This window comes from Arthrobacter mangrovi (assembly GCF_026011795.1).
Lineage (GTDB): Bacteria > Actinomycetota > Actinomycetes > Actinomycetales > Micrococcaceae > Crystallibacter > Crystallibacter mangrovi.
Map to the genome: position 1 here is coordinate 198055 of NZ_BRVS01000007.1, position 21852 is coordinate 219906.

The 21852-nt window shown below is 66.8% G+C and carries 21 protein-coding genes and 1 pseudogene; 9 read left to right on the forward strand and 13 right to left on the reverse strand.

All coding sequences use genetic code 11. From position 1 onward, the window contains the following. Positions 1-30: 30 nt before the first annotated feature. The 5 genes from ruvB to pdxT all read right to left on the reverse strand — a co-directional run bounded on the left by ruvB (position 31) and on the right by pdxT (position 3919). Complete coding sequence (gene ruvB, locus AHIS1636_RS09375) at positions 31-1116, reverse strand: Holliday junction branch migration DNA helicase RuvB (RefSeq protein WP_264795566.1); 1086 nt, start codon at positions 1114-1116, stop codon at positions 31-33. Then, a complete protein-coding gene (gene ruvA, locus AHIS1636_RS09380) occupies positions 1116-1754 on the reverse strand; it encodes a Holliday junction branch migration protein RuvA (RefSeq protein ID WP_264795567.1) in 639 nt (212 codons plus the stop codon). The genes ruvB and ruvA overlap by 1 nt, the downstream gene beginning before the upstream one ends. A gap of 146 nt (positions 1755-1900) precedes the next feature. After that, complete coding sequence (gene ruvC, locus AHIS1636_RS09385; protein ID WP_264795568.1) at positions 1901-2476, reverse strand: crossover junction endodeoxyribonuclease RuvC; 576 nt, start codon at positions 2474-2476, stop codon at positions 1901-1903. A 16-nt stretch (positions 2477-2492) separates the two neighbouring features. Then, entirely contained in the window at positions 2493-3251 is a 759-nt protein-coding gene (locus AHIS1636_RS09390) for a YebC/PmpR family DNA-binding transcriptional regulator (protein ID WP_264795569.1), read from the reverse strand. Between the two features lie 2 nt (positions 3252-3253). Then, positions 3254-3919 carry a pyridoxal 5'-phosphate synthase glutaminase subunit PdxT gene (gene pdxT, locus AHIS1636_RS09395; protein WP_264795570.1) on the reverse strand — a complete coding sequence of 222 codons (666 nt, stop codon included), beginning with the start codon at positions 3917-3919 and terminating at the stop codon, positions 3254-3256. A gap of 161 nt (positions 3920-4080) precedes the next feature. On the opposite strand from pdxT, the gene AHIS1636_RS09400 reads away from it, so the two are divergent. Both AHIS1636_RS09400 and AHIS1636_RS09405 read left to right on the forward strand, forming a co-directional pair. After that, positions 4081-5355: a Mur ligase family protein gene (locus AHIS1636_RS09400; RefSeq protein ID WP_264795571.1), complete on the forward strand. Its 1275-nt coding sequence runs from the start codon at positions 4081-4083 to the stop codon at positions 5353-5355. Further along, on the forward strand, positions 5355-6077 hold the full coding sequence (locus AHIS1636_RS09405; protein WP_264795572.1) for a type 1 glutamine amidotransferase: 723 nt from the start codon (positions 5355-5357) through the stop codon (positions 6075-6077). Before AHIS1636_RS09400 ends, AHIS1636_RS09405 begins: the two co-directional genes overlap by 1 nt. Before the next feature lie 9 nt (positions 6078-6086). On the opposite strand, the gene AHIS1636_RS09410 is transcribed toward AHIS1636_RS09405, so the two are convergent. Continuing rightward, positions 6087-7136 carry a CapA family protein gene (locus AHIS1636_RS09410; protein WP_264795573.1) on the reverse strand — a complete coding sequence of 350 codons (1050 nt, stop codon included), beginning with the start codon at positions 7134-7136 and terminating at the stop codon, positions 6087-6089. Between the two features lie 519 nt (positions 7137-7655). On the opposite strand from AHIS1636_RS09410, the gene AHIS1636_RS09415 reads away from it, so the two are divergent. The 3 genes from AHIS1636_RS09415 to AHIS1636_RS09425 all read left to right on the forward strand — a co-directional run bounded on the left by AHIS1636_RS09415 (position 7656) and on the right by AHIS1636_RS09425 (position 9025). Then, positions 7656-8105: a DUF7144 family membrane protein gene (locus AHIS1636_RS09415; protein ID WP_264795574.1), complete on the forward strand. Its 450-nt coding sequence runs from the start codon at positions 7656-7658 to the stop codon at positions 8103-8105. 125 nt (positions 8106-8230) lie between these two features. Beyond that, the gene (locus AHIS1636_RS09420; RefSeq protein ID WP_264795575.1) at positions 8231-8680 is read left to right on the forward strand and encodes a DUF6325 family protein; all 450 of its coding nucleotides are present in this window, start codon (positions 8231-8233) and stop codon (positions 8678-8680) included. A gap of 69 nt (positions 8681-8749) precedes the next feature. Next, positions 8750-9025 (forward strand): SHOCT domain-containing protein, encoded by a 276-nt coding sequence (locus AHIS1636_RS09425; RefSeq protein ID WP_309298603.1) that lies wholly within the window; start codon positions 8750-8752, stop codon positions 9023-9025. Between the two features lie 147 nt (positions 9026-9172). Here the strand turns inward: AHIS1636_RS09425 and pdxS are convergent, their stop codons facing one another. From pdxS to AHIS1636_RS09455, 6 genes are all read right to left on the reverse strand, one after another. Continuing rightward, positions 9173-10087 carry a pyridoxal 5'-phosphate synthase lyase subunit PdxS gene (gene pdxS, locus AHIS1636_RS09430; protein WP_264795577.1) on the reverse strand — a complete coding sequence of 305 codons (915 nt, stop codon included), beginning with the start codon at positions 10085-10087 and terminating at the stop codon, positions 9173-9175. Positions 10088-10193: 106 nt separating this feature from the next. Continuing rightward, the gene (pgsA, locus tag AHIS1636_RS09435; RefSeq protein WP_264795578.1) at positions 10194-10805 is read right to left on the reverse strand and encodes a phosphatidylinositol phosphate synthase; all 612 of its coding nucleotides are present in this window, start codon (positions 10803-10805) and stop codon (positions 10194-10196) included. 9 nt (positions 10806-10814) lie between these two features. Continuing rightward, positions 10815-11351, reverse strand: coding sequence for an HIT family protein (locus tag AHIS1636_RS09440; RefSeq protein WP_264795579.1), 537 nt, complete (start codon positions 11349-11351; stop codon positions 10815-10817). A gap of 71 nt (positions 11352-11422) precedes the next feature. Beyond that, positions 11423-13441 carry a threonine--tRNA ligase gene (gene thrS, locus AHIS1636_RS09445; RefSeq protein WP_264795580.1) on the reverse strand — a complete coding sequence of 673 codons (2019 nt, stop codon included), beginning with the start codon at positions 13439-13441 and terminating at the stop codon, positions 11423-11425. A 71-nt stretch (positions 13442-13512) separates the two neighbouring features. Further along, positions 13513-16992 carry a DNA polymerase III subunit alpha gene (locus AHIS1636_RS09450; protein ID WP_264795581.1) on the reverse strand — a complete coding sequence of 1160 codons (3480 nt, stop codon included), beginning with the start codon at positions 16990-16992 and terminating at the stop codon, positions 13513-13515. A gap of 36 nt (positions 16993-17028) precedes the next feature. Beyond that, the gene (locus AHIS1636_RS09455) at positions 17029-17343 is read right to left on the reverse strand and encodes a DUF6504 family protein (RefSeq protein ID WP_264795582.1); all 315 of its coding nucleotides are present in this window, start codon (positions 17341-17343) and stop codon (positions 17029-17031) included. Between the two features lie 275 nt (positions 17344-17618). Here AHIS1636_RS09455 and AHIS1636_RS09460 point away from each other — a divergent pair, with 275 nt between their 5' ends. Both AHIS1636_RS09460 and AHIS1636_RS09465 read left to right on the forward strand, forming a co-directional pair. After that, positions 17619-19814, forward strand: coding sequence for an FG-GAP-like repeat-containing protein (locus tag AHIS1636_RS09460; protein WP_264795583.1), 2196 nt, complete (start codon positions 17619-17621; stop codon positions 19812-19814). A 102-nt stretch (positions 19815-19916) separates the two neighbouring features. Beyond that, positions 19917-20357, forward strand: a complete 441-nt coding sequence (locus AHIS1636_RS09465; RefSeq protein ID WP_264795584.1) for a VOC family protein — start codon at positions 19917-19919, stop codon at positions 20355-20357. Between the two features lie 79 nt (positions 20358-20436). Here the strand turns inward: AHIS1636_RS09465 and AHIS1636_RS09470 are convergent, their stop codons facing one another. Beyond that, positions 20437-21144, reverse strand: coding sequence for an SOS response-associated peptidase (locus tag AHIS1636_RS09470; protein ID WP_264795585.1), 708 nt, complete (start codon positions 21142-21144; stop codon positions 20437-20439). A 135-nt stretch (positions 21145-21279) separates the two neighbouring features. Here AHIS1636_RS09470 and AHIS1636_RS09475 point away from each other — a divergent pair, with 135 nt between their 5' ends. Both AHIS1636_RS09475 and AHIS1636_RS09480 read left to right on the forward strand, forming a co-directional pair. Further along, on the forward strand, positions 21280-21504 hold the full coding sequence (locus AHIS1636_RS09475; RefSeq protein ID WP_373875813.1) for a mycoredoxin: 225 nt from the start codon (positions 21280-21282) through the stop codon (positions 21502-21504). 214 nt (positions 21505-21718) lie between these two features. After that, positions 21719-21852 (forward strand): annotated as a pseudogene (locus AHIS1636_RS09480) (S-(hydroxymethyl)mycothiol dehydrogenase); the annotation flags it as partial.

The window sequence follows — 21852 nt, forward strand, 5'->3', positions numbered from 1 at the left end:
CCATTCTACGCGTGCAGCCCGGCGGTGACGTCACGATCCGCTATCGGAGAAGCCGCGTTCCTCCTCCTCGAGGACCGACAGCAGGTCCGGAGCCCCGGCGGCGGACGCCGGCATCTCCAGGCCGAGGTGTTCCCAGGCGGCCGGCGTGGCGATCCGTCCGCGCGGCGTCCGACCCAGAAGCCCTTCGCGCACGAGGTACGGCTCGGCCACGGTCTCCACCGTTTCGGTCTCCTCCCCCACGGCGATGGCCAGGGTGGAAAGGCCCACCGGACCTCCTCCGAACTTCGTAATCAGGGCCGTGAGGACCTCGCGGTCCAGGCGGTCCAATCCGCGTTCGTCCACTTCATACATGTCCAGCGCGGCGGCGGCAGACCTGGCGTCGATTTCGTCGATCCCGTGGACCAGTGCCCAGTCCCGCACCCGGCGCAGCAGCCGATTGGCAATACGCGGAGTGCCCCGCGACCGCCCGGCGATTTCGGCGAAGCCGGCGGAGCTGATCTTGAGGTCCAGCAGCATAGCCGAACGCCGGAGCACCAGTTCCAGTTCCTGCGTCGAATAGAACTCCAGATGCCCGGTGAATCCGAACCGGTCGCGCAGCGGACCGGGCAGCAGGCCGGCCCGTGTCGTGGCGCCGACCAGGGTAAACGGCGGCAGGTCCAGGGGAATGGCCGTGGCACCCGGCCCCTTGCCGACCACTATGTCCACCCGGAAGTCCTCCATGGCCATGTACAGCATTTCCTCGGCCGGCCGGGACATCCGGTGGATCTCGTCGAGGAAAAGGATCTCGCCTTCGGTGAGCGAGGAAAGGATGGCCGCCAGGTCCCCCGCATGCTGGATGGCGGGTCCCGAGCTGATGCGCAGGGGGGCGTTCATTTCCGCCGCGATGATCATGGCCAGCGTTGTCTTGCCCAGGCCGGGCGGACCGGACAGCAGGACGTGGTCCGCCGTGCGCTCCCTGATCCTCGACGCCTCGAGCACCAGGGACAGCTGCCGGCGCACCCGTGCCTGGCCGACGAAATCCGCCAGGTTCTTGGGCCGGAGCGCCGACTCGAGCGCGCGTTCCTCAGCTTCGCCCGCCGCCGAGACGATGGACGTGCCTTCGGATTCCGCCGGCATCAGCGGGCACCCGCCGGGGCGCGCCGGCTGCCGCCGGTCCGGCCGTTATCCTGTCCCATTCTCCGCAAGGTCAGCCGCAGCATCCGGCCCACATCCGAACCGGCCGCCACGTCCGGGTTCTCCTCGGCCGTCCGGTCCAGCGCGGCGGCCGCGTCCTTCTCCGACCAGCCCAGGCCGGTCAGCGCCTGCAGGACCTGGTCCTGCCAGGCCGGCCCCGCGGGCGCCGCAGGTCCTTCCACCGGCACGAGCTTGCCTGCCAGTTCCAGGACGATCCGTCCGGCCAGCTTCGGGCCAATGCCCGGAACCTTGCTGATGGCCTTGCTGTCCCCGTCCGCTACGGCCTGACGCAGCGCCTCCGGAGGATGCACGGCCAGTGCGGCCAGACCGAGCCGGGGCCCGACGCCGCTAACGGAAATCAGGGTTTCGAAGACCTCCCGCTGGACCGCGTCCTCGAACGCATAGAGCGTCATCGAGTCCTCGCGGACGATCATGAGGGTCGCCAGTGAGGCTTCGCGTCCGACGTGCAGGGTGGCCAGGGTCTGCGGGGTCGCCTGGACCAGCATGCCGAATCCGTTCACGTCGACGACGGCAGAGTTCAGGCCAACATGGCTGACAATGCCGCGAAGCGAGCTGATCATGTAGTGACTCCATAAACGCAGGGCTGGAAACGCGCCGCCTCCGACGGCGTCGTTTCTCCGAACATATTTACGAACAGCCTACGCGTTGCCGGGGACATTCAGCCCGATTGCCGCGCCGGACGGGCGAGGGACGAGGGACCACCGGTTCACCACTTCCTGCGCTGGGCCCGCGCCTGCGCCTCTGCCCAGGCGCGCTGGGCCGGCGTCAGGGAACGTCCCCCCGCCGCCGCGGACGCCGTCGTGGCACTCCCCCGCCAGGCGTGTGTAATGGCCAGCGCCAGGGCATCCGCCGCATCCGCCGGGCGCGGCGGCGTGTCCAGCCGGAGGATGCGCGTCACCATCTTGGTCACCGCCGCCTTGTCCGCCTGGCCATTGCCGGTAACGGCCGCCTTGACCTCGGTAGGCGTGTGGTGCGCAACCGTGATGCCCCGTCGCGCCGCGGCCGTAATCACGATGCCCGACGCCTGGGCGGTGCCCATCACGGTGCTGACATTGAGCTGGCTGAAGACACGTTCCACCGCCAGGACGTCCGGCGTGTAGCGGTCCAGCCATTCGTCGATGGCCGTCGCGATGGCCAGCAGGCGCTGCTCGAGCGGCACGTCGGCGGAAGTGCCGACGACCGTGACTCCGGCCAGCGTGGCGCGCCGGTTCGGCTCCACGTCGACGACGCCGAAACCGCAGCGCGTGAGGCCGGGGTCGATGCCCAGGACACGCAGGGTCATCCGGTTGTGGTCCGGCTCAGTCTTCGGATTCCAGGGCGGCCATGACCTCGTCGGACAGGTCGGCGTTGGAGTACACGTTCTGGACGTCGTCCAGGTCTTCCAGCGCGTCGACGAGCTTCATGAACTTCCGCGCGGCGTCCAGCTCCAGGCCGACCTCCATGGAGGGGACAAACTCGATCTCGTCGGTCTCGTACTCGATGCCGGCTTCCTCAAGGGCCGCCACCACGGCGCGCAGGTCCGTGGGCTCGCTGTGGACCTCGAAACTGCCGCCGGATTCCTTGACCTCCTCGGCTCCCGCGTCCAGGACCGCCATCAGGACATCGTCTTCGCCGAGGTCGTTCTTCGGCAGGTTCACGACCCCCTTGCGGCTGAACAGGTAGCTCACCGAGCCAGGATCCGCCACGGTGCCGCCGTTGCGCGTGATCGCCAGGCGGACCTCGGAAGCAGCGCGGTTCTTGTTGTCGGTCAGGCACTCGATCAGCAGGGCCGAACCCTGCGGGCCGCGGGCTTCGTAGATGATCTCCTGGTAGTCCACGGCCTCGCCGGTCAGGCCGGCGCCCCGCTTGACCGCCCGGTCGATGTTGTCGTTCGGAACCGAGGTCTTCTTGGCCTTCTGCACCGCCAGTTCGAGGGCGGGGTTGCCGGACATGTCGGCCCCGCCGGCGCGGGCGGCGACTTCGATGTTCTTGATCAGCTTGGCGAAGGACTTGGCGCGGCGGGCATCGATGACGGCCTTCTTATGCTTGGTCGTCGCCCATTTGGAGTGTCCCGACATGCTTACGCTTCTCCTCTAACGATTCTGATAAAAAGTTCGTGGATGCGGCGCTCCCCCGTAACCTCCGGGTGGAAGGATGTCGCCAGCAGATGCCGCGAACGCACTGCGACAATTCTAGCCGTCCCATGCAGTGTTCCCGTGTGCGACGCCTCTTCCGGCAGGACCTGGGCCAGCACCTCTACGCCCTCGCCAAGGCGTTCAACCCACGGGGCGCGGATGAAGACGGCGTGTACCGGCTCCGGTTCGGTCCCCGGCACCGCCGCACTGAATTCCAGCCCGCGGAAGGCCAGATCGGTCTCGAACGACTCCCGCTGGCGGCCGAACGCATTGCGGCGAACGGTAATGTCCAGGCCGCCCAGCGTCTGCTGCGGGTTGCCCTGCCGGTCCGTGGCCGGATCGGCGATCTCGTTGGCCAGCATGATCATCCCGGCGCAGGATCCGTAGACGGGCATGCCCGCGGCAATCCGCTCCTTCAGCGGATCGGCCAGCTCGAAGATCCGGGTGAGCTTGTCGATCGTGGTCGACTCGCCGCCGGGAATGACCAGCCCGTCCACGGCGTCCAGTTCCGCAGGCCGCCGCACGGTGGCCGCCTCGACGCCGCTATGGACCAAGGCAGCTAGATGTTCGCGGACGTCTCCTTGGAGGGCGAGCACGCCGATTTTGACCACGCAGGGTTTCCTTTTCCAGTGTCAACGGGGCAACGGCCGGGATCCGGCCAGGAAAAAACATTATCCTCCCCGCGCATCCGCACGCGAACCGGCGGCACCGCCCGGCACGTTCGGATGCCCCTGACCGGCCACACCGGCGGGAGCTTGTATAGTTTCTAGTCATGCGACACCTCCTAGCGACCGTTGTCGGAAAGACCGTCCGGGTGGTGGCGAAGCTACGTGGAGGTGGTTCCGCCCTCCCCGGCCTGATCGCCGAAAAGATCGACCCTGAGTTCCTGCCCCGCACCCTGGGCAGGCTGCCGCACGGGGTCGTGGTGATCAGCGGGACCAACGGGAAAACGACGACGACGAAAATGGTCGTCGAGCTGCTGCAGGGCCAGGGGCTGAAAGTCTTCACCAACCGCACCGGCAGCAATTTCACCCGCGGCGTCGTGGCTGCCGTGCTGGGCGAATCGAATCCCGCCGGCAAGCTCGGCGCGGACATCGCGGTGCTGGAACTCGACGAGGCCCACGCCGTCCACTTCGTGAAGCTCGTCCCGCCGCGCTACAGCCTGCTCCTCAATGTGATGCGCGACCAGCTGGACCGTTTCGGCGAAATCGAAACGACGGCCGGGTTCCTCCGCAAAATCGCCGAGGCGACGACCGAGGCGGTGGTCCTCAACCGCGAAGACCACCGGATTGCAGGCCTCGCCGCAGCGGTGACTGCGCCCGAAATCCGGTACTTCGGGCTGACCCCCGACCTGCGCCGGATGTTCCCGGGCGACGACGAAATGCGTTCAGGCGCTACCGGTGAGATCGCCGCGCTGCCGGATGCCGACGTCGTACTCTCCGCCTGCGACGGGCCCGCCGCCACCTTCACGGTGGACGGGCGGGACGTCGACGCCCGGCTGAAACTCACCGGCGTGTACAACGTCTACAACTCGGCCGCGGCACTGGCCCTGGCCCGCACCGTACTCGGAGAGGCCGCCGACGAGGCCGCGCTGCTGCGTTCGCTGGAGGCCGTCACGCCGGCCTTCGGACGCGGCGAATCGCTGACCGTGAACGGCCAGCCCCTGGACCTGGTGCTCGTAAAGAATCCGGCTGGCTTCCGGCTGGCGCTGAAGTCCTTCCCCGCGGCGGGATTCCGCACCATGATTGCGATCAATGACAACTATGCCGACGGCCGCGACATGTCCTGGCTCTGGGACGTGGATTTCGACTCGCTCGCCGAAGCCGGCGTGGACGAAGTCAGCGGCGTGCGCGCGAACGACATGGCCCTGCGGCTGTTCTACGAAGACGTACCCGTAGGCCGGGTCGACACAGACCTGACGGCATCGCTGCGCCGGTTCATCGAGCTCGGCCCCGGGCAGCCCAAACGCATCTACTGCACCTACACCGCCATGCTCGCGCTGCGCCGGGAGCTGGGCAAACTGACCGAAGTGGAGGTGGTCTCCTGATGGATGCACCGGTGATCGACCTGCTGCAGCTGTACCCGCGGGACATGAACATCTACGGTGACTGGGGCAACGTCCTGGTCCTGCGCAAGCGCCTCCAGCTGCGCGGCTACGAGGTACGCCTGCACGAATACAACCCGGGCGACAGCTTCCCGGAGCAGGTGGACCTGATTGTCGGCGGCGGGGGCCAGGACTCCGGCCAGAACAAGATCCAGGCAGACCTGCTGGGACTGGGCGGCCGGCTCAAGGAACTGGCCGACGACGGCGTGCCCATGCTCGCCATCTGCGGCCTGTACCAGTTGTTCGGCCACCGGTTCACCACCCACACCGGCGAGGTCATCACCGGCATCGGACTGCTGGACGCCGAAACCGTCGGCGGACCGACCCGGCTGATCGGCAACACTGTACTGGAAAGCGCCGAATTCGGCACCGTCATCGGTTACGAAAACCACAGCGGCCTGACCACGCTCGGCCCGGATCTGACACCGTTCGGCACCGTCACCAAGGGGCAGGGAAACAACGGCCAGGACGGCACAGAGGGCGCGCGCTACCGGCACGTCATCGCCAGCTACCTTCACGGTTCGCTGCTGCCCAAGAACCCTGCAGTAGCCGACTATCTGGTGCGTCACGCGGCCGAGCGCCGCTACGGCACGTTCAACGACGTTGCGCTGGAGGTCCCCTACGAGGCGGCCGCACGCTCCGACGCCGCGGCACGCCCGCGCTGACCCTTCCGGTCAGTCCCCGCTGAGCAGCCACTCGCGGACGGCTCCGCCGGCGCCGGCCATCGATTCCACCGTTGCCTTGATCCGCGCGCGGCTGGCTGTATCCGCCTGTTCCGAGATGCACCACTGCCCTGTTGCGGAAGCGGCATCGAGCCTGTCGGCCGCCACCGGGCACCAGCGATGCTGCGGTCCATCGAACGTGGCCGGAAGCCAGTCCAGCCGCGCAACTTCCCACGCCTTTCCATCCGCCTCCTGACTGAACTGTGCCCGGACCATCAGGCCTTCGGTGTTGAGGACGTTGTCCGTGGCATGCGCGGCAATGGTGTTGCCCAGCCCGTAGGCAATCCAGGTGCCGCCGTACCGCTCAATCGGCTGGACGGAGTGGCTGTGGTGCCCGTAGACCAGGGAGAACTCGCCGCTGTCGGCCAGCATGTGGGCGGCTTCCCGCTGCTGCGCGTTCGCATCATCGGAGTATTCGTCCCCGGCGTGAATAGCGCCCAGGACAATGTCCGCTCCCTCCGCCCTCGCCTGCTTGGCCTTCGCAATCATGGTCCGGGGGTCAAGCCTGTCCACCTGCCACGCCGCCTCCGGTTCCAACCCGTTCAGGGAGAAAGTGCCGGTGATGACCGCAACGCGCGCGGCGGGAGTGTCCACAATCAGCACCTGCCGGGCCGCTGCGGGACTGCGGTAGGACCCGGTATGTTCGAGGCCGTGCTCATCCAGCGCGTCGAGGGTCCGGTCCACGCCGGCCGTGCCGTCGTCAATGCTGTGGTTGCTGGCCGTTGTGCAGGCATCGTAGCCGACAGCCGAAACAGCATCGAGGATCTGCGGCGGGACGTTGAAGGCCGGATAGCCGGAATATGGCCCGTCTGCCTGGGCCAGCGGCGTTTCCAGCTGGCAGATGGCAAGATCCGCAGTCTCCAGGTACTGCTCCTGTGCGGCCAGGACCGGGCGGAAATCCAGCTTTCCGCTGGCCGTCCGGGCGGCATCGCGCGCGGCCTGCTCCCACAGGGGCTCGTGCAGCAGCAGGTCCCCGCTCATCGCCACCGTGGCGCATCGCATTCCCGGGCAATCCGGGCCCGCGCCGGCTGTCACGGCCGGTTCCGGGGCGGAATCCGCGGCAGCGGAGGACGGTGGTGTCTCTCCGACGGCGCCGCTTCCTGCCGTGCCCGGCCCGGCAAGCCCCGCTGCAGGTCCGGTTTCCGCCGCGCCCTGGTCCGGTCCCCCTGCCGCCGGCCCGCTGGTGCAGCCTGATAGGAGCAGGCCCGCCACCGTCAGAACAGCCGCTGCCAGGACCGCCGCCTTTATGGCCGGCAGCGGCGAAGCAGGCCTGCGCGTGGACCGCCGGTCCGGACCGCGCCCCTGCGCCTGCCATCGGATCATGCCGCCAGTGTATTCCTGCGGAGGTCTTCATCCCGGTGACCTGCGGGTAGACCGCACGGCTGGCAGGGGCTGCAGGATCATCCAACGAGGATGAGGAAAGACCGCCGGGACGGGAGTGGACTTATTGCGGGTGGGCCGGATCTTCAGTGACAGAACAGTGTTGCAACCGGCGCACCGCACGAGGGAGGAGCCATCACCATGGCAAGCAGTTCCGTGGGGCGGACGACCGATCCCGGCCGGCCTCCCGACAGGGAGTACAGCGTTGCGGCCGCCGGGACGATTCTCATGGCCGGTGTCATCATGATCATTGCCGGTGCCTTCCACATCCTCCAGGGGCTTGTCGCGCTGTTCGACGATCAGTTCTACGTCGTCGGCACGGAGTACATCTACCGGTTCGATGTGACCTCGTGGGGCTGGACCCACTTGATCGGAGGCGTGCTTTTGGTGTTCGGCGGGGCCGCCTTGTTCCGGGGCGCCGTTTGGGCCCGCATTCTCGCGGTAGTGCTGGCGTCGCTGAGCGCGGTGATGAACTTCATGTGGCTTCCGTATTACCCGCTGTGGGGCGCCCTCATCATCGTCCTCGACGTGGTCATCATCTGGGCTGTCCTGGCCCACCCCCGCGACCTGAGGACACGCGGGCCGTTCTGATAGCGCTGGTTCCGCCCGGGACGCGGCCCGCGAAGATCATTCGGCGGGGGTGATGTCCCGGCGGACAGCCAAAAATACACTAGGCAGGTCTTTGGACCACCAATCGGATTGCAGGGGTGATGTTCGTGGCAACTACAGATGTGCACGGCCCAATCGACTTCGTGTTGATCGAATTTCCACTGGAACGGACGGGCAGCGGCGCCACGGCCGAGGCGCTCAAGGATCTGATCCAGCGGAAGGTGGTCTGGGTCTACGACCTCATCATCATTACGAAGGATGAGGACGGGTCCGTAGCCGGCGCCGAATTGACGGAAGAAGCAACCGAAGGCCTGGAGGGATTTGCGTCCCTTGCCTCGGTCCGATCCGGCCTCCTGGGCGACGCCGAAATTGCCGAAGCGGCGCAGGCCATGCAACCGGGCACGGCAGCTGCGCTCATCGTCTACGAGAATCTGTGGGCGATACCGTTCATTGCCGCTGCCCGCGAGGCCGGAGGCGAAGTCATCGCAAGTGCGCGCATTCCGGCCCAGGATGTCATGGCTGCGCTGGACGCGATGGAATCCGAGTCGAAGGTCTGAGGAGGACCAGGCATGGGACTGTTACGAGGAGTGGCCCGCACGGCGGTTGTCGCAGGTACCGCGACAGCTGTGAGCGGCCGCGTGCAGCGCCGCCAACAGGCGCGCTGGGATGCCCAGGCGCAGCAGCAATACGCGCAGAATGAGCCCGCACAACCGCAGTACGCTCAACCCCAGTACGCGCAACAGGCGTACGTGCAACCGACATACGAGACCGCGTCGGCGCAAGCGGCAGCGCCGGCCGCTGATCCGCTGGAGCAGCTGAAGACCTTGGGGGACCTGAAAGCGCAGGGAATCCTGACCGAGGCTGAGTTCCAGGCGCAGAAGGCGAAAATCCTGGGCGGCTGAGATCCACGGGTAGTGCCGCTCACCGCCCGACCGTGCCCTGCCGGCCCCGGCCGGCAGGGCACAGTGCCGCAGGCCGCTGTTCCGGAAACGCAGAACGCCCGGAACCGCAGCTGGGCTGCGATGCCGGGCGTTCGCCCTCGTTGGCGCTTACCAGCCGCGCTCGGCGAGGCGGTGCGGCTGCGGGATCTCGTCCACGTTGATACCGACCATCGCTTCACCGAGGCCGCGGGAGACCTTGGCGATCATGTCCGGATCGTCGTAGAAGGTCGTGGCCTTTACGACCGCAGCGGCGCGCTCGGCCGGGTTGCCGGACTTGAAGATGCCGGAGCCGACGAAGACGCCGTCGGCGCCCAGCTGCATCATCATCGCGGCGTCGGCCGGGGTGGCGATGCCGCCAGCGGTGAAGAGCACCACCGGGAGCTTGCCGGTCGCGGCGATTTCCTTGACCAGTTCGAAGGGTGCCTGCAGCTCCTTGGCGGCAACGTAGAGCTCGTCCTCGGCCATGGTGGTCAGGCGGGCGATCTCCGAGCGGATCTGGCGCATGTGGGTGGTCGCGTTGGAGACGTCGCCCGTGCCGGCTTCGCCCTTGGAGCGGATCATGGCCGCGCCTTCGTTGATCCGGCGCAGGGCCTCGCCCAGGTTGGTGGCGCCGCAGACGAAGGGAACGGTGAACTTCCACTTGTCGATGTGGTTGGCGTAGTCGGCCGGGGTGAGCACCTCGGACTCGTCGATGTAGTCCACCCCGAGGGACTGCAGGACCTGGGCCTCGACGAAGTGGCCGATGCGGGCCTTGGCCATGACCGGAATGGATACTGCCTCGATGATCCCGTCGATCATGTCCGGGTCCGACATGCGGGAGACGCCGCCCTGGGCGCGGATGTCGGCGGGAACCCGCTCGAGCGCCATGACGGCCACGGCGCCGGCATCCTCGGCGATGCGTGCCTGTTCGGGAGTGACGACGTCCATGATGACGCCGCCCTTCAGCATCTCCGCCATGCCGCGCTTGACCCGGCTGCTGCCGGTTACCGGCGCGTGAGATGAAGTAGCTTCACTGCTGGACACAAAGAGCCCCTAGATATCGGTGAAAAGAGTACAACTCATCATACGCCGCATTGCGTGCGCCACCTCACCGCATGACGGTCCCTGAAGCTGCACCGCCGGGAGCGCGTCAGCTGACGGCGTGCAGCTGGCGGTAGACCGTGCCGACGCGCTGCAGCACCGTGATGAAGGAGGCCGCCGCCAGCAGCAGCAGTACGGCCAGCAGGACCACCGGCGGCAGGCCAAGCCCGGTGAAGCCGGTGAAGACCAGCACCGCCACCAGCCGTTCGGACCGTTCGGCAATACCGACGTCGGCGGTACAGCCGAGCGATTCGGCTTTGGACCGGGCATAGGAGACGAGCATGCCAAGGACCAGGCAGGCGAGCGAGGCCAGGGCAATGCCCGTGTTGGCACCACCGGTGAAGAACCAGATGGCCACGCCGGAGAACACCGAAGCATCCGCGAGCCGGTCCAGTGTCGAATCAAGGAAGCTGCCCCACCGGCTGCTGCGGTCCTGCATGCGCGCCATCAGTCCGTCCACCATGTCGGCGAAGACGAAGACAGTGATGACCACGGTGCCCCAGAACAGCTCGCCCATCGGGTAGAAAACCAGCGCGCCGAGGCAGACGCCGATCGTTCCGACCACGGTGACGACATCGGGGGAAATTCCCCAGCGCAGCAGCAGCTTGGCGACGGGCGAGAACAGGCGGCCGAAGAAGCCGCGTGCGTACTTGTTGAGCATCCGCTACCGTTACCCGGCCGGCCAGGCCTGGGACACCTGCAGCCGGACCTCGTCCAGGGTCTGCGTGATGGCCTTGGTCTGGGCGATGATGGGCAGGAAGTTGCCGTCACCGCCCCAGCGCGGAACCACATGCTGGTGCAGGTGCGCGGCGACTCCCGCTCCCCCGGCAACTCCCTGGTTCATGCCGAGGTTGAAGCCCGTCGGGTTGGCGACCTTGCGCAGTACGCGCATCGCCGTCTGCGTGAGCTCCGCGAACTCGGCGGTCTCCTCCACGGTGATGTCCGTGTAGTCCGGAACGTGCCGGTACGGACACACCAGCAGGTGGCCCGGGTTGTACGGGAAGAGGTTGAGCACCACGTAGTTGAACCGGCCGCGGTACACAATCAGCGACTCTTCGTCGCTTCGTCCCGGGGCCACGCAGAAGGGGCAGTCGTCCTGGCCCTTGAACTGGTGCTGGCCGCCCTTGACGTAGGCCATGCGGTGCGGGGTCCATAGCCGCTGGAACGCGTCCGGAACGCCGGGCAGTTCAAAATCGTCCGTCGCCATCCCGTCCGTCTCAGGGCGGCCCGCATCGGATGTCGGGTCCGGCGCGGTCCCCGGTGCCGGCTGATCCGGCGTCACGGCTGGACGTCCCGGTTGCGGACGGCAGCTGCGATCCGCTCCACGGCCTCGTCCACCGGAATTCCGTTGTCCTGGCTGCCGTCGCGGAAGCGGAAGGATACGGCGCCAGCCTCGGCGTCCTCGCCCCCGGCGATCAGGACGAAGGGGATCTTCTCCTTGCTGGCGGTGCGGATCTTCTTCGGGAAGCGGTCCGTACCCAAGTCCGCCTCGGCCCGGATGCCCTGCGCCCGCAGCTTCGCCACGACGTCGGAAACGTAGTCGTTGAACGCGTCCGCGACCGGGACGGCAAGGACCTGCACCGGCGCGAGCCAGGCCGGGAACGCCCCGGCATAGTGCTCGATCAGTACGCCCATGAACCGCTCCACGGAACCGAAGAGCGCGCGGTGGATCATGACCGGGCGCTGGCGGGAACCATCGGCGGCCTGGTATTCGAGTTCGAAGCGCTCCGGCAGGTTGAAGTCGAGCTGGATGGTGGACATCTGCCAGGTCCGGCCGATCGCGTCGCGGGCCTGGACGGAGATCTTCGGCCCGTAGAAGGCGGCTCCGCCCGGATCCGGGACCAGCTCCAGACCGGAAGCTTCAGCGACCTCGGCGAGGGTCCGGGTGGCTTCCTCCCAGGCCTCGTCCGAGCCCACGAACTTCTCCGGATCCTTGGTGGAGAGCTCCAGGTAGAAGTCCTCAAGGCCGTAGTCCTTGAGGAGGTCGAGGACGAAGTTCAGCGTGGTGGTGAGCTCGTCCTTCATCTGCTCGCGGGTGCAGTAGATGTGTGCGTCGTCCTGGGTCATCCCGCGCACGCGGGTCAGGCCGTGCACGACGCCGGACTTCTCGTACCGGTAGACGGAACCAAACTCGAACAGCCGCAGCGGAAGCTCGCGGTAGGAGCGGCCGCGGGAGCGGAAGATCAGGTTGTGCATCGGGCAGTTCATCGGCTTCAGGTAGTAGTCCTGGCCGGGCTTGACCACTTCCCAGGTCTCCGGGTCCCGGGTCTCGTCGATGTGCATGGCCGGGAACATCCCGTCCTTGTACCAATCGAGGTGGCCGGAGATCTCGTAGAGGTGGCCCTTGGTGATGTGCGGGGTGTACACGAACTCGTAGCCGGCCTGTTCGTGGCGCTGGCGCGAGTAGTCCTCCATGGTGCGGCGGATGATGCCGCCCTTGGGGTGGAACACGGGCAGGCCGGAGCCGAGTTCGTCCGGGAAGGAGAACAGGTCCAGCTCCGCACCGAGCTTGCGGTGGTCGCGGCGCTCCGCCTCGGCCAGGCGCTCCTGGTACGCCTTCAGGTCCTCCTTGGACGGCCAGGCGGTCCCGTAGATGCGCTGCAGCTGCTTGTTCTTCTCGCTGCCGAGCCAGTAGGCGGCAGCACTGCGGGTGAGGGCAAAGGCGTTGGAGATCAGCTTCGTGTTGGGCAGGTGCGGGCCGCGGCACAGGTCGCACCAGATCATGTCCCCGCTCTTGCGGTCGACATTGTCGTAGATGGTGATTTCGCCGGCGCCGACTTCGATGTTGGCACCTTCGCCGGCTTCCTCCGCATCGGACTTCAGCCCGAGCAGGATCAGCTTGTACGGTTCGCCGGCCATTGCCTGGCGGGCTTCGTCCTCGCTGACGGCACGGCGGACGAACTTCTGGTTCTGGTTGACGATCTTGAGCATCATCTTCTCAAGCGTCTTCAGGTCTTCGGGGGTGAAGGGTTCCGCCACGTCGAAGTCGAAGTAGAAGCCGTCCTTGATGTAAGGACCAATGCCCAGCTTGGCATCCGGCCGCAGCTGCTGCACTGCCTGGGCCATCACGTGGGCGGTCGAGTGGCGCAGCACGTTGAGGCCGTCGGGCGAGCCGATGGTGACGGCTTCGACGCTCGCGCCTTCGGTGAGCTCGCGGTCCAGGTCGCGGAGTTCGCCGTCCACGCGCATGACGACGACGTCGCGGCGGTCCGCGAACAGCTCGGTTCCGGTAGTGCCCGTCGTCACCTTATTCTCTTCGCCGTCGACGATGAGGGTGATGGTTTGGGGCGCTGACACGGAGGTCTCCTTTGGTTGGCGAGGGCTCTCGTTGCGCCACCGTACTTTGGGTGCCGCGAGCCACTTCGATGTTATCCGCTGATATTGAGCCCAACCAACATTGGGCGCGGGGGCAGCTCAAGTGTTGGCTGCCCGGGCTCCGGCTCCGGCTGGCTGCGTCCGGGCAGCGGGAGCGTCCCGGTTTCGGCCAGGTCCCAGGCGTTGGAGGCCTGCAGGCTCATGCCGCGGGGCCCGGTCCTCCGGGTGGTGCCCTGGACCAGCAGCAGCCGGGTGCCGAAAAGCAGCGGTCCTGCTTTCTCCTGCGCCTCGTGGAAAAAGGTGCAGTCCACGCAGCCGGTACCGTCATCCAGGCTGATGAACACCACGCGGCGTCCCCCGCGCATCGGCGGAGTCTGGGTGGCAACCCGGATGCCGGCCACCAGCACGTCGGTGCCGCTGCGCAGGGAGAGCAGGTCCTGTGCGGGAGTGGCTCCCAGCTCCTTCAGCAGCGGGGCATAACTGGCCATCAGGTGGGCGCTGACGTCTACGGCCAACAGGTCGAGCTCTGTTTTGACCTTCTCCAGCGTGGTTGGTTCCGGCAGCTGTGTCTTCAGGTTGCGCAGCTCAAGATCGCCCAGTGGCAGGGCAAGCTGGCCTTCGATGGGCTCATACCTGCGCGGAACCGGGCGGACCGGAGGCTTATCCAGGTGGTGCACGATGTCCGCCCTGCTGGCAGTGCCCAGGCGGCCGGCTGTCCGGTTGAGTTCGTCGAAGGCGCCCAGCTGGCCCAGCCGCTTGAGGGTCGGCCGGCTGATTTTGGCGCGCGCCCGCAAGTCGGCGAGGGAATCATAGGGCTGGCCGCGGACGATCCGCTTGAGCTCGGCCCCGGACATGCCGTAGATGCCGGCGAGGCTAAGCCGGATGCCCAGCTTCCCGCCGGACCCGTCCTCCCCCTGGACACGCTCGACCCGGTATTTGTCGCTGCTGCGGTTGATATCCAGCGGCAGGATCGGAATCCCCATCCTGCGCGCTTCGGCCACCAGCAGGCGGCGAGGGTACATGCCGGGATCGTGTTCCCACAGTCCGGCCAGGAAGGCTTCCGGGTGGTGTGCCTTCAGCCAGGCGGACTGGTAGGTAGGCACGGCGAAGGCCGCACCGTGCGCCTTGCAGAACCCGAAGCTGCCGAAGGCCTTCAGCGTGTTCCAGACCTTATCGACGGTTTCCGCCGTGTAGCCGCGTTCGAGGGCCTTGCCCCTGAAGTGTTCTTCCACCGCAGGTTCGGCCGACGCATCCCCCAGCAGCCTGCGGAACTCGTCCGCTTTGGCCAGTCCGCAACCGGTGAAGACGTCGAAGGTCCTTAGGACCTGCTCGTGGAATACCGTCACGCCGTGGGTTTCCTTCAGCACCGGCTCCAGGTCGGGATGCGGATAATTCTCCGGCGCCCAGCCGTGCCGGTGTTCAAGGAACGGGCGGACCATGTCGGACTTCATCGGCCCGGGCCTGAATAGCGAGATATCGATGATCAGGTCGTTGAAGTTCCGGGGCGCCATCTTGCCCACAAGCTCGCGTTGGCCCGGGGATTCGATCTGGAAGCAGCCGAGGGTATAGGTGCTGCGGATCAGTTCGTAGGTCGGTTCGTCGTCGAGCGGGACGGCCTCCAGGTCGATGCGGCCCCCCTCGTCGATATAGTCCGGGCCGCCGGCGAGGGCTTCAGGGTGGTGGCCCGCCGCTGCGACGGCTGCCTTGTCCGGATGGATCCGGGCAATTTCTTCCAGGGCGTAGGCCATGGAGGACTGCATCCTCACCCCCAGCACATCCAGCTTCAGCATTCCCATCGGATCCATGTCATGTTTATCGAACTGGCTCATGGGCAGCCCCAGCCCGCTGGGCTGGACCGGGGTACGGTCCAGCAGGGTTTCGTCACCGAGGATCACGCCGCACGGATGCATCGAAATATGCCTCGGCAACCGGTCCAGCCGTTCGGTCACGTCCACCAGCAAATCCAGCTGCCGGTTCTGCTCCACCTGTGCGGAGAACCCCCGCAGCTCGGGCTTCTCTTCCATAGCCTCACGGAAATTCCGCGCTGAGAAGCGCCACAGCTGTTTGGCGATCCCGTCGATGTCCCCTTCCTCCATGCCCAGGGCAAGACCGGCGTCCCGGACGGCTCCGCGTGCCCGATAACCGTTCTGCATGCTCATCAGAGTGACCCGTTTCGCGCCGAAACGGTCGAAGATCTGCTGGTAGACCCTGTGCCGCTCGGCGCTCTCGACGTCGATGTCGATGTCCGGCAGCGTGGACCGGTCCCGGGAAAGGAACCGTTCGAAGATCAACCCATGGTCCAGCGGGTTGACGTGGCTGATGTTGAGCAGGTAATTCACCAGGCTCGAAGCGCCGGATCCGCGGGCCGCGGCCCGCACGCCCATGCCGGTGATCATTTTCGACACCTCGGCCACCGTCAGGAAGTACGGGGCGAACCCGAGCCTGGTGATGATGCTTAGCTCGTGGCTGAGCCGGTCCCTGAGCCTGAGCTCGGCCGTGCCGCCGATTCCGGGGAAGCGCCGGCCAATGCCGTCCTCGCAACGCTGGACCAGTTCTGCCGCCGGCTCCCGGTCAATGCCGATGACGGAAGCTTCCGGAACGACGGGCCGCTTGTACCCCATGTCCCCGACCGGATCCATCCGGCACCTGTCCGTTACCGCGGCGGTCGTGGCCAGCAGGCTGCGGGCACCTGCCGCCCCGGCATCGGCTTCCCGCGCTATCTCCCGGGCCAAGGCCTTCATCTGCTTCCCGCTTTTAAGCCAGCCCTGCCCATTGGGCTGCAGGTCCGGCAGCTTGGACAACGCAGTCAAGGCGCGGACGGCATCCAGCACATCCGCGGTCGCAGCATCGTCCTCCCGGCAATACCGCACGGCGTTGGTGAGCACGGCGGGGAGTTTCAGTTCTTCCGCGAGCTTGAACAGCCGCACCGCGTGGGCCGTACTGAGGTTGCCCCCGGGAGTGCTTAAATGGCTGGCCACTTCCACGACAAGCGCCCCCGCAGGCATCCGGCTTCGCCAGCGCTCTGCGAGCGCCCGGGCCTGTGCGTAGCTGCGGTTCCTTAGGGCCTGTCCTACATCGGAATAGGGGCCCAGCAATACGGTCAGGACCGGACCGGAGCCGCTTGCCCGGCCATCGGGTCCGGCGGCGCGGCGGGCCAGCTGCCCGATCTCCACCGCCGGCCCGTGGCCCCGCTTGCTTCCCCTGCCGGCAGGCGTCCCTTCATGGGCGTCTGAAACCACGCGGCACAACGCGTGGTAGCCCGCGCCGCCGTTCCTGCCATGGGCCAGGACCACCACCCGCCCGGAGCTGCCGCCTTTGCCATCGCTGATGGCAAGGTCGGCACCCACAATCGGATCCAGGCCGGCGGCGAGGCAGGCCCTGACATGCTTGACCGTGCCGTACAGGCCGTCCCGGTCAGTGCAGGCCAAGGCATCGGCCCCGTCCCCGGCCGCAGCGGCGACAAGTTCATCCGGCCAGGACACCCCGTAGTGGGCGCTGAAAGCGGATGAGACATGCAAATGGGTAAAGCTCATTTTCTATCCGGGCTAAGGAACCTGCCGCGCCTATGGCTAGGCGCTCAGGCGCTGGGCGGCATCGTGGACGCGGATCATGCGCCATCGCGCACTGTCGGCCTGGTGCGACAGATCGAAAGTGCGCAATGCCGAGCGGCTGTTCAGCCTGGCCTGGACCCGCCAGATCTCGTAGTCCACCAGCCCGGCTCCCCTGCCCCGCTCCGCACGCAGTTCCTCGGCCCACCATTTGCGGCGTTCGTACCAGCGCACCGGGTCCGCTGCCACATGCCAGGTCCTGTGCTGCCACACCAGCCTGATCGGCTGGCCGGCAGGAGAACAAACAACTTCGATCGATTCGCTGAAAACACCCATGTTCCAGTCACCTTCCTCTGGAATTACGGGTCTGAGCCTTCGGCGGCGCGCTCCTGCCAACACGCCGGTCGAAAAGCTTGACCCCTTCATTCTAATCGAATATGTATTCGAATCCAAGAGCCAGCCTAGGCTCCCGCTCTGACAAAATCGCCGGCCGCTCCCCCGTCCCAACGTTTATCCAATAACCGAAGCCCACAGTTGCAGCAGCGCATCCTGCGCAACTGGCTCCACCAGCCACTTGGTGCCCGAGGACACCGTTTCGAAGGAGCAAGACCATGCCACTCGCACACAGGTCAGCACCACACCGGCATCCAGCCAAAAAGCATCCAGCCAAAAAGAAAGTCGTTACCACCGTCGCCGCAGCGTCCCTCCTGGCCGCTGCGTTCGCCCCGCTTTCCATCGCGCCGGCGCACGCCGAACTTCCCCCGGCCGGCCCCGTCGATCCTGCCAACGGCTACCCTCTGTGGTACTCCGATGGCACCGTCAGGCTCCAGTTCTGCTATACCGCGGAACTCGGCTGCCTCTCCACGCAGCCCAATCCCGGGCCTGCTTCCTATCCCGACAACTTTCCCGAAGAAGCCTTCTGGTTCGCTGCGGAAGCCAGCGGCGGAAACCTTCGCCTCTACGAAGCCGCACTCGAAGGCGCACACGTAAACGGCGCCGTCGTTCCGGGTGAACAGATGGGCTTTGCCCGCCTGAGGTTCCGGGTCGAGAACCTGGTGATCGGCTCGCAGTACACCATCACGCACCCGTATGGGGTCAACACCTACACGGCAGTGGACGATGGGAGGGGCGCCGGCGAAATCAGCCAGACGGTCGACAGCGGCCTCTGCACCCCCACCGCCACCGTCGCCTGCGACTGGGACGGCGTCGGCCGTGCCTTCCTCGGCTCCTACGGCGTCGGCACGACGGCTACGTTCCTGCGCCAGGTCAATCCGCCCGTCGGCACGCTGGGCAACCCGAATGTGGCCTCCGCAGTCACCGGGGCCCCGTCCGGCAACAACTTCGTGCGGGTCGACGGACCCAACGCCGGCGGCACCGGAGTCAACACCCTGACGGTCAGCACCTTCGCCGTCCAAGGCGTCATCTCTGATACCACCGACGGCGCTCCGGCGATGCCGGACATGGCCGCGGCGAACGATACCGGCCGCTCCACCACGGACAACATCACCAGCGCCACGACCCCGACCTTCACCGGCTCGGCAACCGACGGCAGCACCGTCGAACTGCTGGTCGACGGCGTGCCTGCCGGTTCCGCCGTGGCTGCCGGTGGAACCTACAGCATCGTCCCCACCACCGCACTTGCCCAAGGCAGGCGGACCATTACCGCACGTATCGCAAACCCGGCGTTCCCCGCGGATCCTGCTGCTCCACAGTTCTTGGCATCCGGTGGACTGGCCATCACGGTGGACACGACCGCAGCGCCCATCACTATGGGCACCGGCCCGTCGAACCCGACGCTCGACACTACGCCGACCTTCAACTTCTCGAGCACGGAGTCCGGCACCAGTTTCGACTGCCAGTTGCTGCCCACCAACAACCTCTGGGAAACCGGCTGCTTGACGGGCAAGACGTATGACGCCCAGCAGGACGGCATCTACACCTTCAACGTCCGTTCCGTCGACACGGCGGGCAACGTCAGCACGCCGACCTCGTATGTCTGGCGGATCGGCCAAGGCACCCCCGCATCCGCAACGGCCGCCGAGCAGAAGGACATGACCGGCGACGGCAACCCGGACCTGGTCAGCCGCAGCAGCGACGGCAAGCTGTGGCTCTACCCGGGAACCTCCGCCGGGCGGCTCGGTACCCGGTTCAACATCGGCAGCGGCGGCTGGAACTCCATGAGCGCCCTCATGATGCCGGGCGACTTCGACGGCGACGGCAACTCCGACCTCATCGCCCGGGCCACCGACGGTGTCCTTTGGCTGTACCCGGGTGCCGGCGGCAGCGGCGGACTGCTGGCGCGTAAGCAGATCGGCACCGGCTGGAACTCCATGAGCGCCCTCGTCGCGCCCGGCGATTTCAACGGCGACAACAGGGTCGACCTGCTCGCCCGCGACAGCGCCGGCACCCTCTGGCTGTACCCGGGCAACGGCTCCGGCCGGTTCGGAACGAGGGGCATTGCGGGAGCCAGCGGCTGGAACGCCATGAGCCAGCTCGCGGGCGTCGGCACCTTCGATACCGGCGGCACCGCCGACATGGTCGCCCGCGACTCGACCGGACGGCTGTGGCTCTACCCCGGCACGGGCACCGGCAAGTTCGGCACCCGCAAGCTCATTGGTTCCAGCGGCTGGAACGCGATGAGCGGTCTCAACGGACCCGGAGCCTTCGATGCCGGTGCCTCCATGGACCTGATGGCCCGCGATTCCAAGGGCACGCTGTGGCTCTACCCGGGCAACGGCAGCGGCGGTCTCGGAACCCGCGTCCAGATCGGGGCCAGCGGCTGGAGCACGATGATGATCGCGCCCTAGCCAACGGCTGCCAAGGAACCCGGCCGGTTTCCCCGCTGTCCAGCAGCGCCGGAACCGGCCGGGTTCCTTGCTGCCCTTTGACATCAGCGGAACCATGGACCCATGGAACCTATCGTTTCTGCCATCACCCTCGGAGTGCGCGACATGGCGAGGTCGCGCCGTTTCTACGTCGACGGCCTCGGCTGGCGGCCACTGGCCGAGCAGGAAGGCGAAATCCTCTTCATCCAGAGCGCTCACGGGCAGATCCTCGCGCTGTGGGACGTGGTAAGCATGCGCGGCGAATACGGCGACGTCGGGCACCACGAGCAGGGCCCGGGGGTTCCGGTCTCGCTGGGCCGCAACGTGGGCAGCCCCGAAGAAGTGGACCAGTTGCTCGCCGAAGGCGTCGCGGCCGGGGCGGAACTCGTGTCGGCCGGCCGGCAGCAGTCCTGGGGCGGCTACAGCGGCTGTTTCGCCGACCCGGACGGCTTCCGCTGGGACATCGTGTTCAATCCGGCCTTTTCCGTGGACGACGGCGGCAACGTCAGTATGGGAATGCCCTGACCAGGGTGCGTCGACCTTCGGGCGGCGCGCTTTGGCGGGGCGTTGTCACCGGCGCGCTGTCAGGCGATCGTGCTCGGCGTCAGGCCGCCTCGTCGATCAGCTCCGGGCCGTTGTTGCGCACGTTATTGACCTTGTCGCTGACCGTTCGGGGAATCAGGTGCGGTTCCGGCATGGCATCCAGCAACGCCCGCACGTCCGCTTCCGACGTCGTCCCAGGGTCCAGCCAGTCGGCGTAGAGGTCCGGCGGGACGATCAGGGGTGTGCGGTCGTGGATGTGGCCCAGGCTGTCCGCGGCCTCGGTCGTGATGATCGTAAAAGTCCTCAGCCACTTGTCCGGATGGTCCTCAGGCAGCGATGGGTCCGGCCAGTTCTCGAACAATCCGGCAAACGCCAGAAGTTCGCCCTCGGCGCCGTGCAGGTAGGTCGGAATCTTCCCGCCCGCCGTTTTCTGCCACTCGAAGTACCCGTCGGCAGCCACCAGCGCCCGCTTGCGCGAGGCGGCCTTGCGGAAGGAAGGTTTCTCCGTCACGGTCTCCATGCGGGCATTGATCAGCCGCGCACCGGACTTCGGGTCCTTCGACCATGGCGGGACCAGGCCCCAGCGCGCCATCACGAGTTTCCGGGATACCTGTTCCGGCTCCGGGTGCCGGCGGTCGATGATCAGCGGGACCTCGTCCGTCGGAGCAACGTTGTAGGAGGGCTGGATCTCCTCGGCATACGATTCGTCAACATCGAAGGAAGCCACCAGGTCGCCCGTGCTCCTGGCCATCACGTATCTGCCGCACATGCCTCCATTATGTGCCCGGCTCCGCCTGCCGGCCGCGGGACGGGAATGTTTCGCGCGCCCGAACGGTTGACCTACGCAAAGATCCCAGTCGAAGGAGCTGCATTGGAATTCGTCCCCGCCCCCGGCACTATCACCATGTTCTCGACCACCTGGTGCGGCTATTGCCGCCGCCTGAAGTCCCAGCTGGACTCCCAGGGCATCGGCTACACCGAGATCAACATCGAAGACGTGCCCGGCACCGCGGAATTGGTCGAACAGATCAACAACGGCAACCAGACGGTTCCCACCGTGCTCTTCCCTGACGGCAGCAACGCCACCAATCCCTCGCTGTCGCAGGTTAAAGAACGCCTCGGTGTCTGACCGGCAGGACGCATCTGACCCCCGTACCGGCCCGGTTCGGGGGTTTTTGCATCCCGGAACCAGGCATCCGGGACCTTGGGCCGCCCTGCAAAAAGGCGGCAATGGCCGCCATTCGGACGGACTTTGCGGGGTTCGACACATCTGTTCCTAAGATGAGGACAGGGGCGCCCGGACAGAGGCGCCCAGGTTCGTGCGGAAAGGAACTGCCCCCAGCATGGTTCATAAGGTCAAGGCCGTTGTGGCCAAAGAGAAGAACGCCCCGGTCAGCATCGAGACCATCCTCGTGCCGGACCCGGGCCCGGGCGAGGCCCTGGTCGACATCCTCACATGCGGCGTCTGCCACACCGA

Coding starts and splice junctions, on each gene's coding strand:
- ruvB (WP_264795566.1), bottom strand. CDS start 1,116: ATGCCGGCGGAATCCGAAGGCACGTCCATCGTCTCGGCGGCGGGCGAA.
- ruvA (WP_264795567.1), bottom strand. CDS start 1,754: ATGATCAGCTCGCTTCGCGGCATTGTCAGCCATGTTGGCCTGAACTCT.
- ruvC (WP_264795568.1), bottom strand. CDS start 2,476: ATGACCCTGCGTGTCCTGGGCATCGACCCCGGCCTCACGCGCTGCGGT.
- AHIS1636_RS09390 (WP_264795569.1), bottom strand. CDS start 3,251: ATGTCGGGACACTCCAAATGGGCGACGACCAAGCATAAGAAGGCCGTC.
- AHIS1636_RS09400 (WP_264795571.1), top strand. CDS start 4,081: ATGCGACACCTCCTAGCGACCGTTGTCGGAAAGACCGTCCGGGTGGTG.
- AHIS1636_RS09405 (WP_264795572.1), top strand. CDS start 5,355: ATGGATGCACCGGTGATCGACCTGCTGCAGCTGTACCCGCGGGACATG.
- AHIS1636_RS09410 (WP_264795573.1), bottom strand. CDS start 7,136: ATGCGATGCGCCACGGTGGCGATGAGCGGGGACCTGCTGCTGCACGAG.
- AHIS1636_RS09415 (WP_264795574.1), top strand. CDS start 7,656: ATGGCAAGCAGTTCCGTGGGGCGGACGACCGATCCCGGCCGGCCTCCC.
- pgsA (WP_264795578.1), bottom strand. CDS start 10,805: ATGCTCAACAAGTACGCACGCGGCTTCTTCGGCCGCCTGTTCTCGCCC.
- AHIS1636_RS09440 (WP_264795579.1), bottom strand. CDS start 11,351: ATGGCGACGGACGATTTTGAACTGCCCGGCGTTCCGGACGCGTTCCAG.
- AHIS1636_RS09450 (WP_264795581.1), bottom strand. CDS start 16,992: ATGAGCTTTACCCATTTGCATGTCTCATCCGCTTTCAGCGCCCACTAC.
- AHIS1636_RS09455 (WP_264795582.1), bottom strand. CDS start 17,343: ATGGGTGTTTTCAGCGAATCGATCGAAGTTGTTTGTTCTCCTGCCGGC.
- AHIS1636_RS09460 (WP_264795583.1), top strand. CDS start 17,619: ATGCCACTCGCACACAGGTCAGCACCACACCGGCATCCAGCCAAAAAG.
- AHIS1636_RS09465 (WP_264795584.1), top strand. CDS start 19,917: ATGGAACCTATCGTTTCTGCCATCACCCTCGGAGTGCGCGACATGGCG.
- AHIS1636_RS09470 (WP_264795585.1), bottom strand. CDS start 21,144: ATGTGCGGCAGATACGTGATGGCCAGGAGCACGGGCGACCTGGTGGCT.
- AHIS1636_RS09475 (WP_373875813.1), top strand. CDS start 21,280: ATGTTCTCGACCACCTGGTGCGGCTATTGCCGCCGCCTGAAGTCCCAG.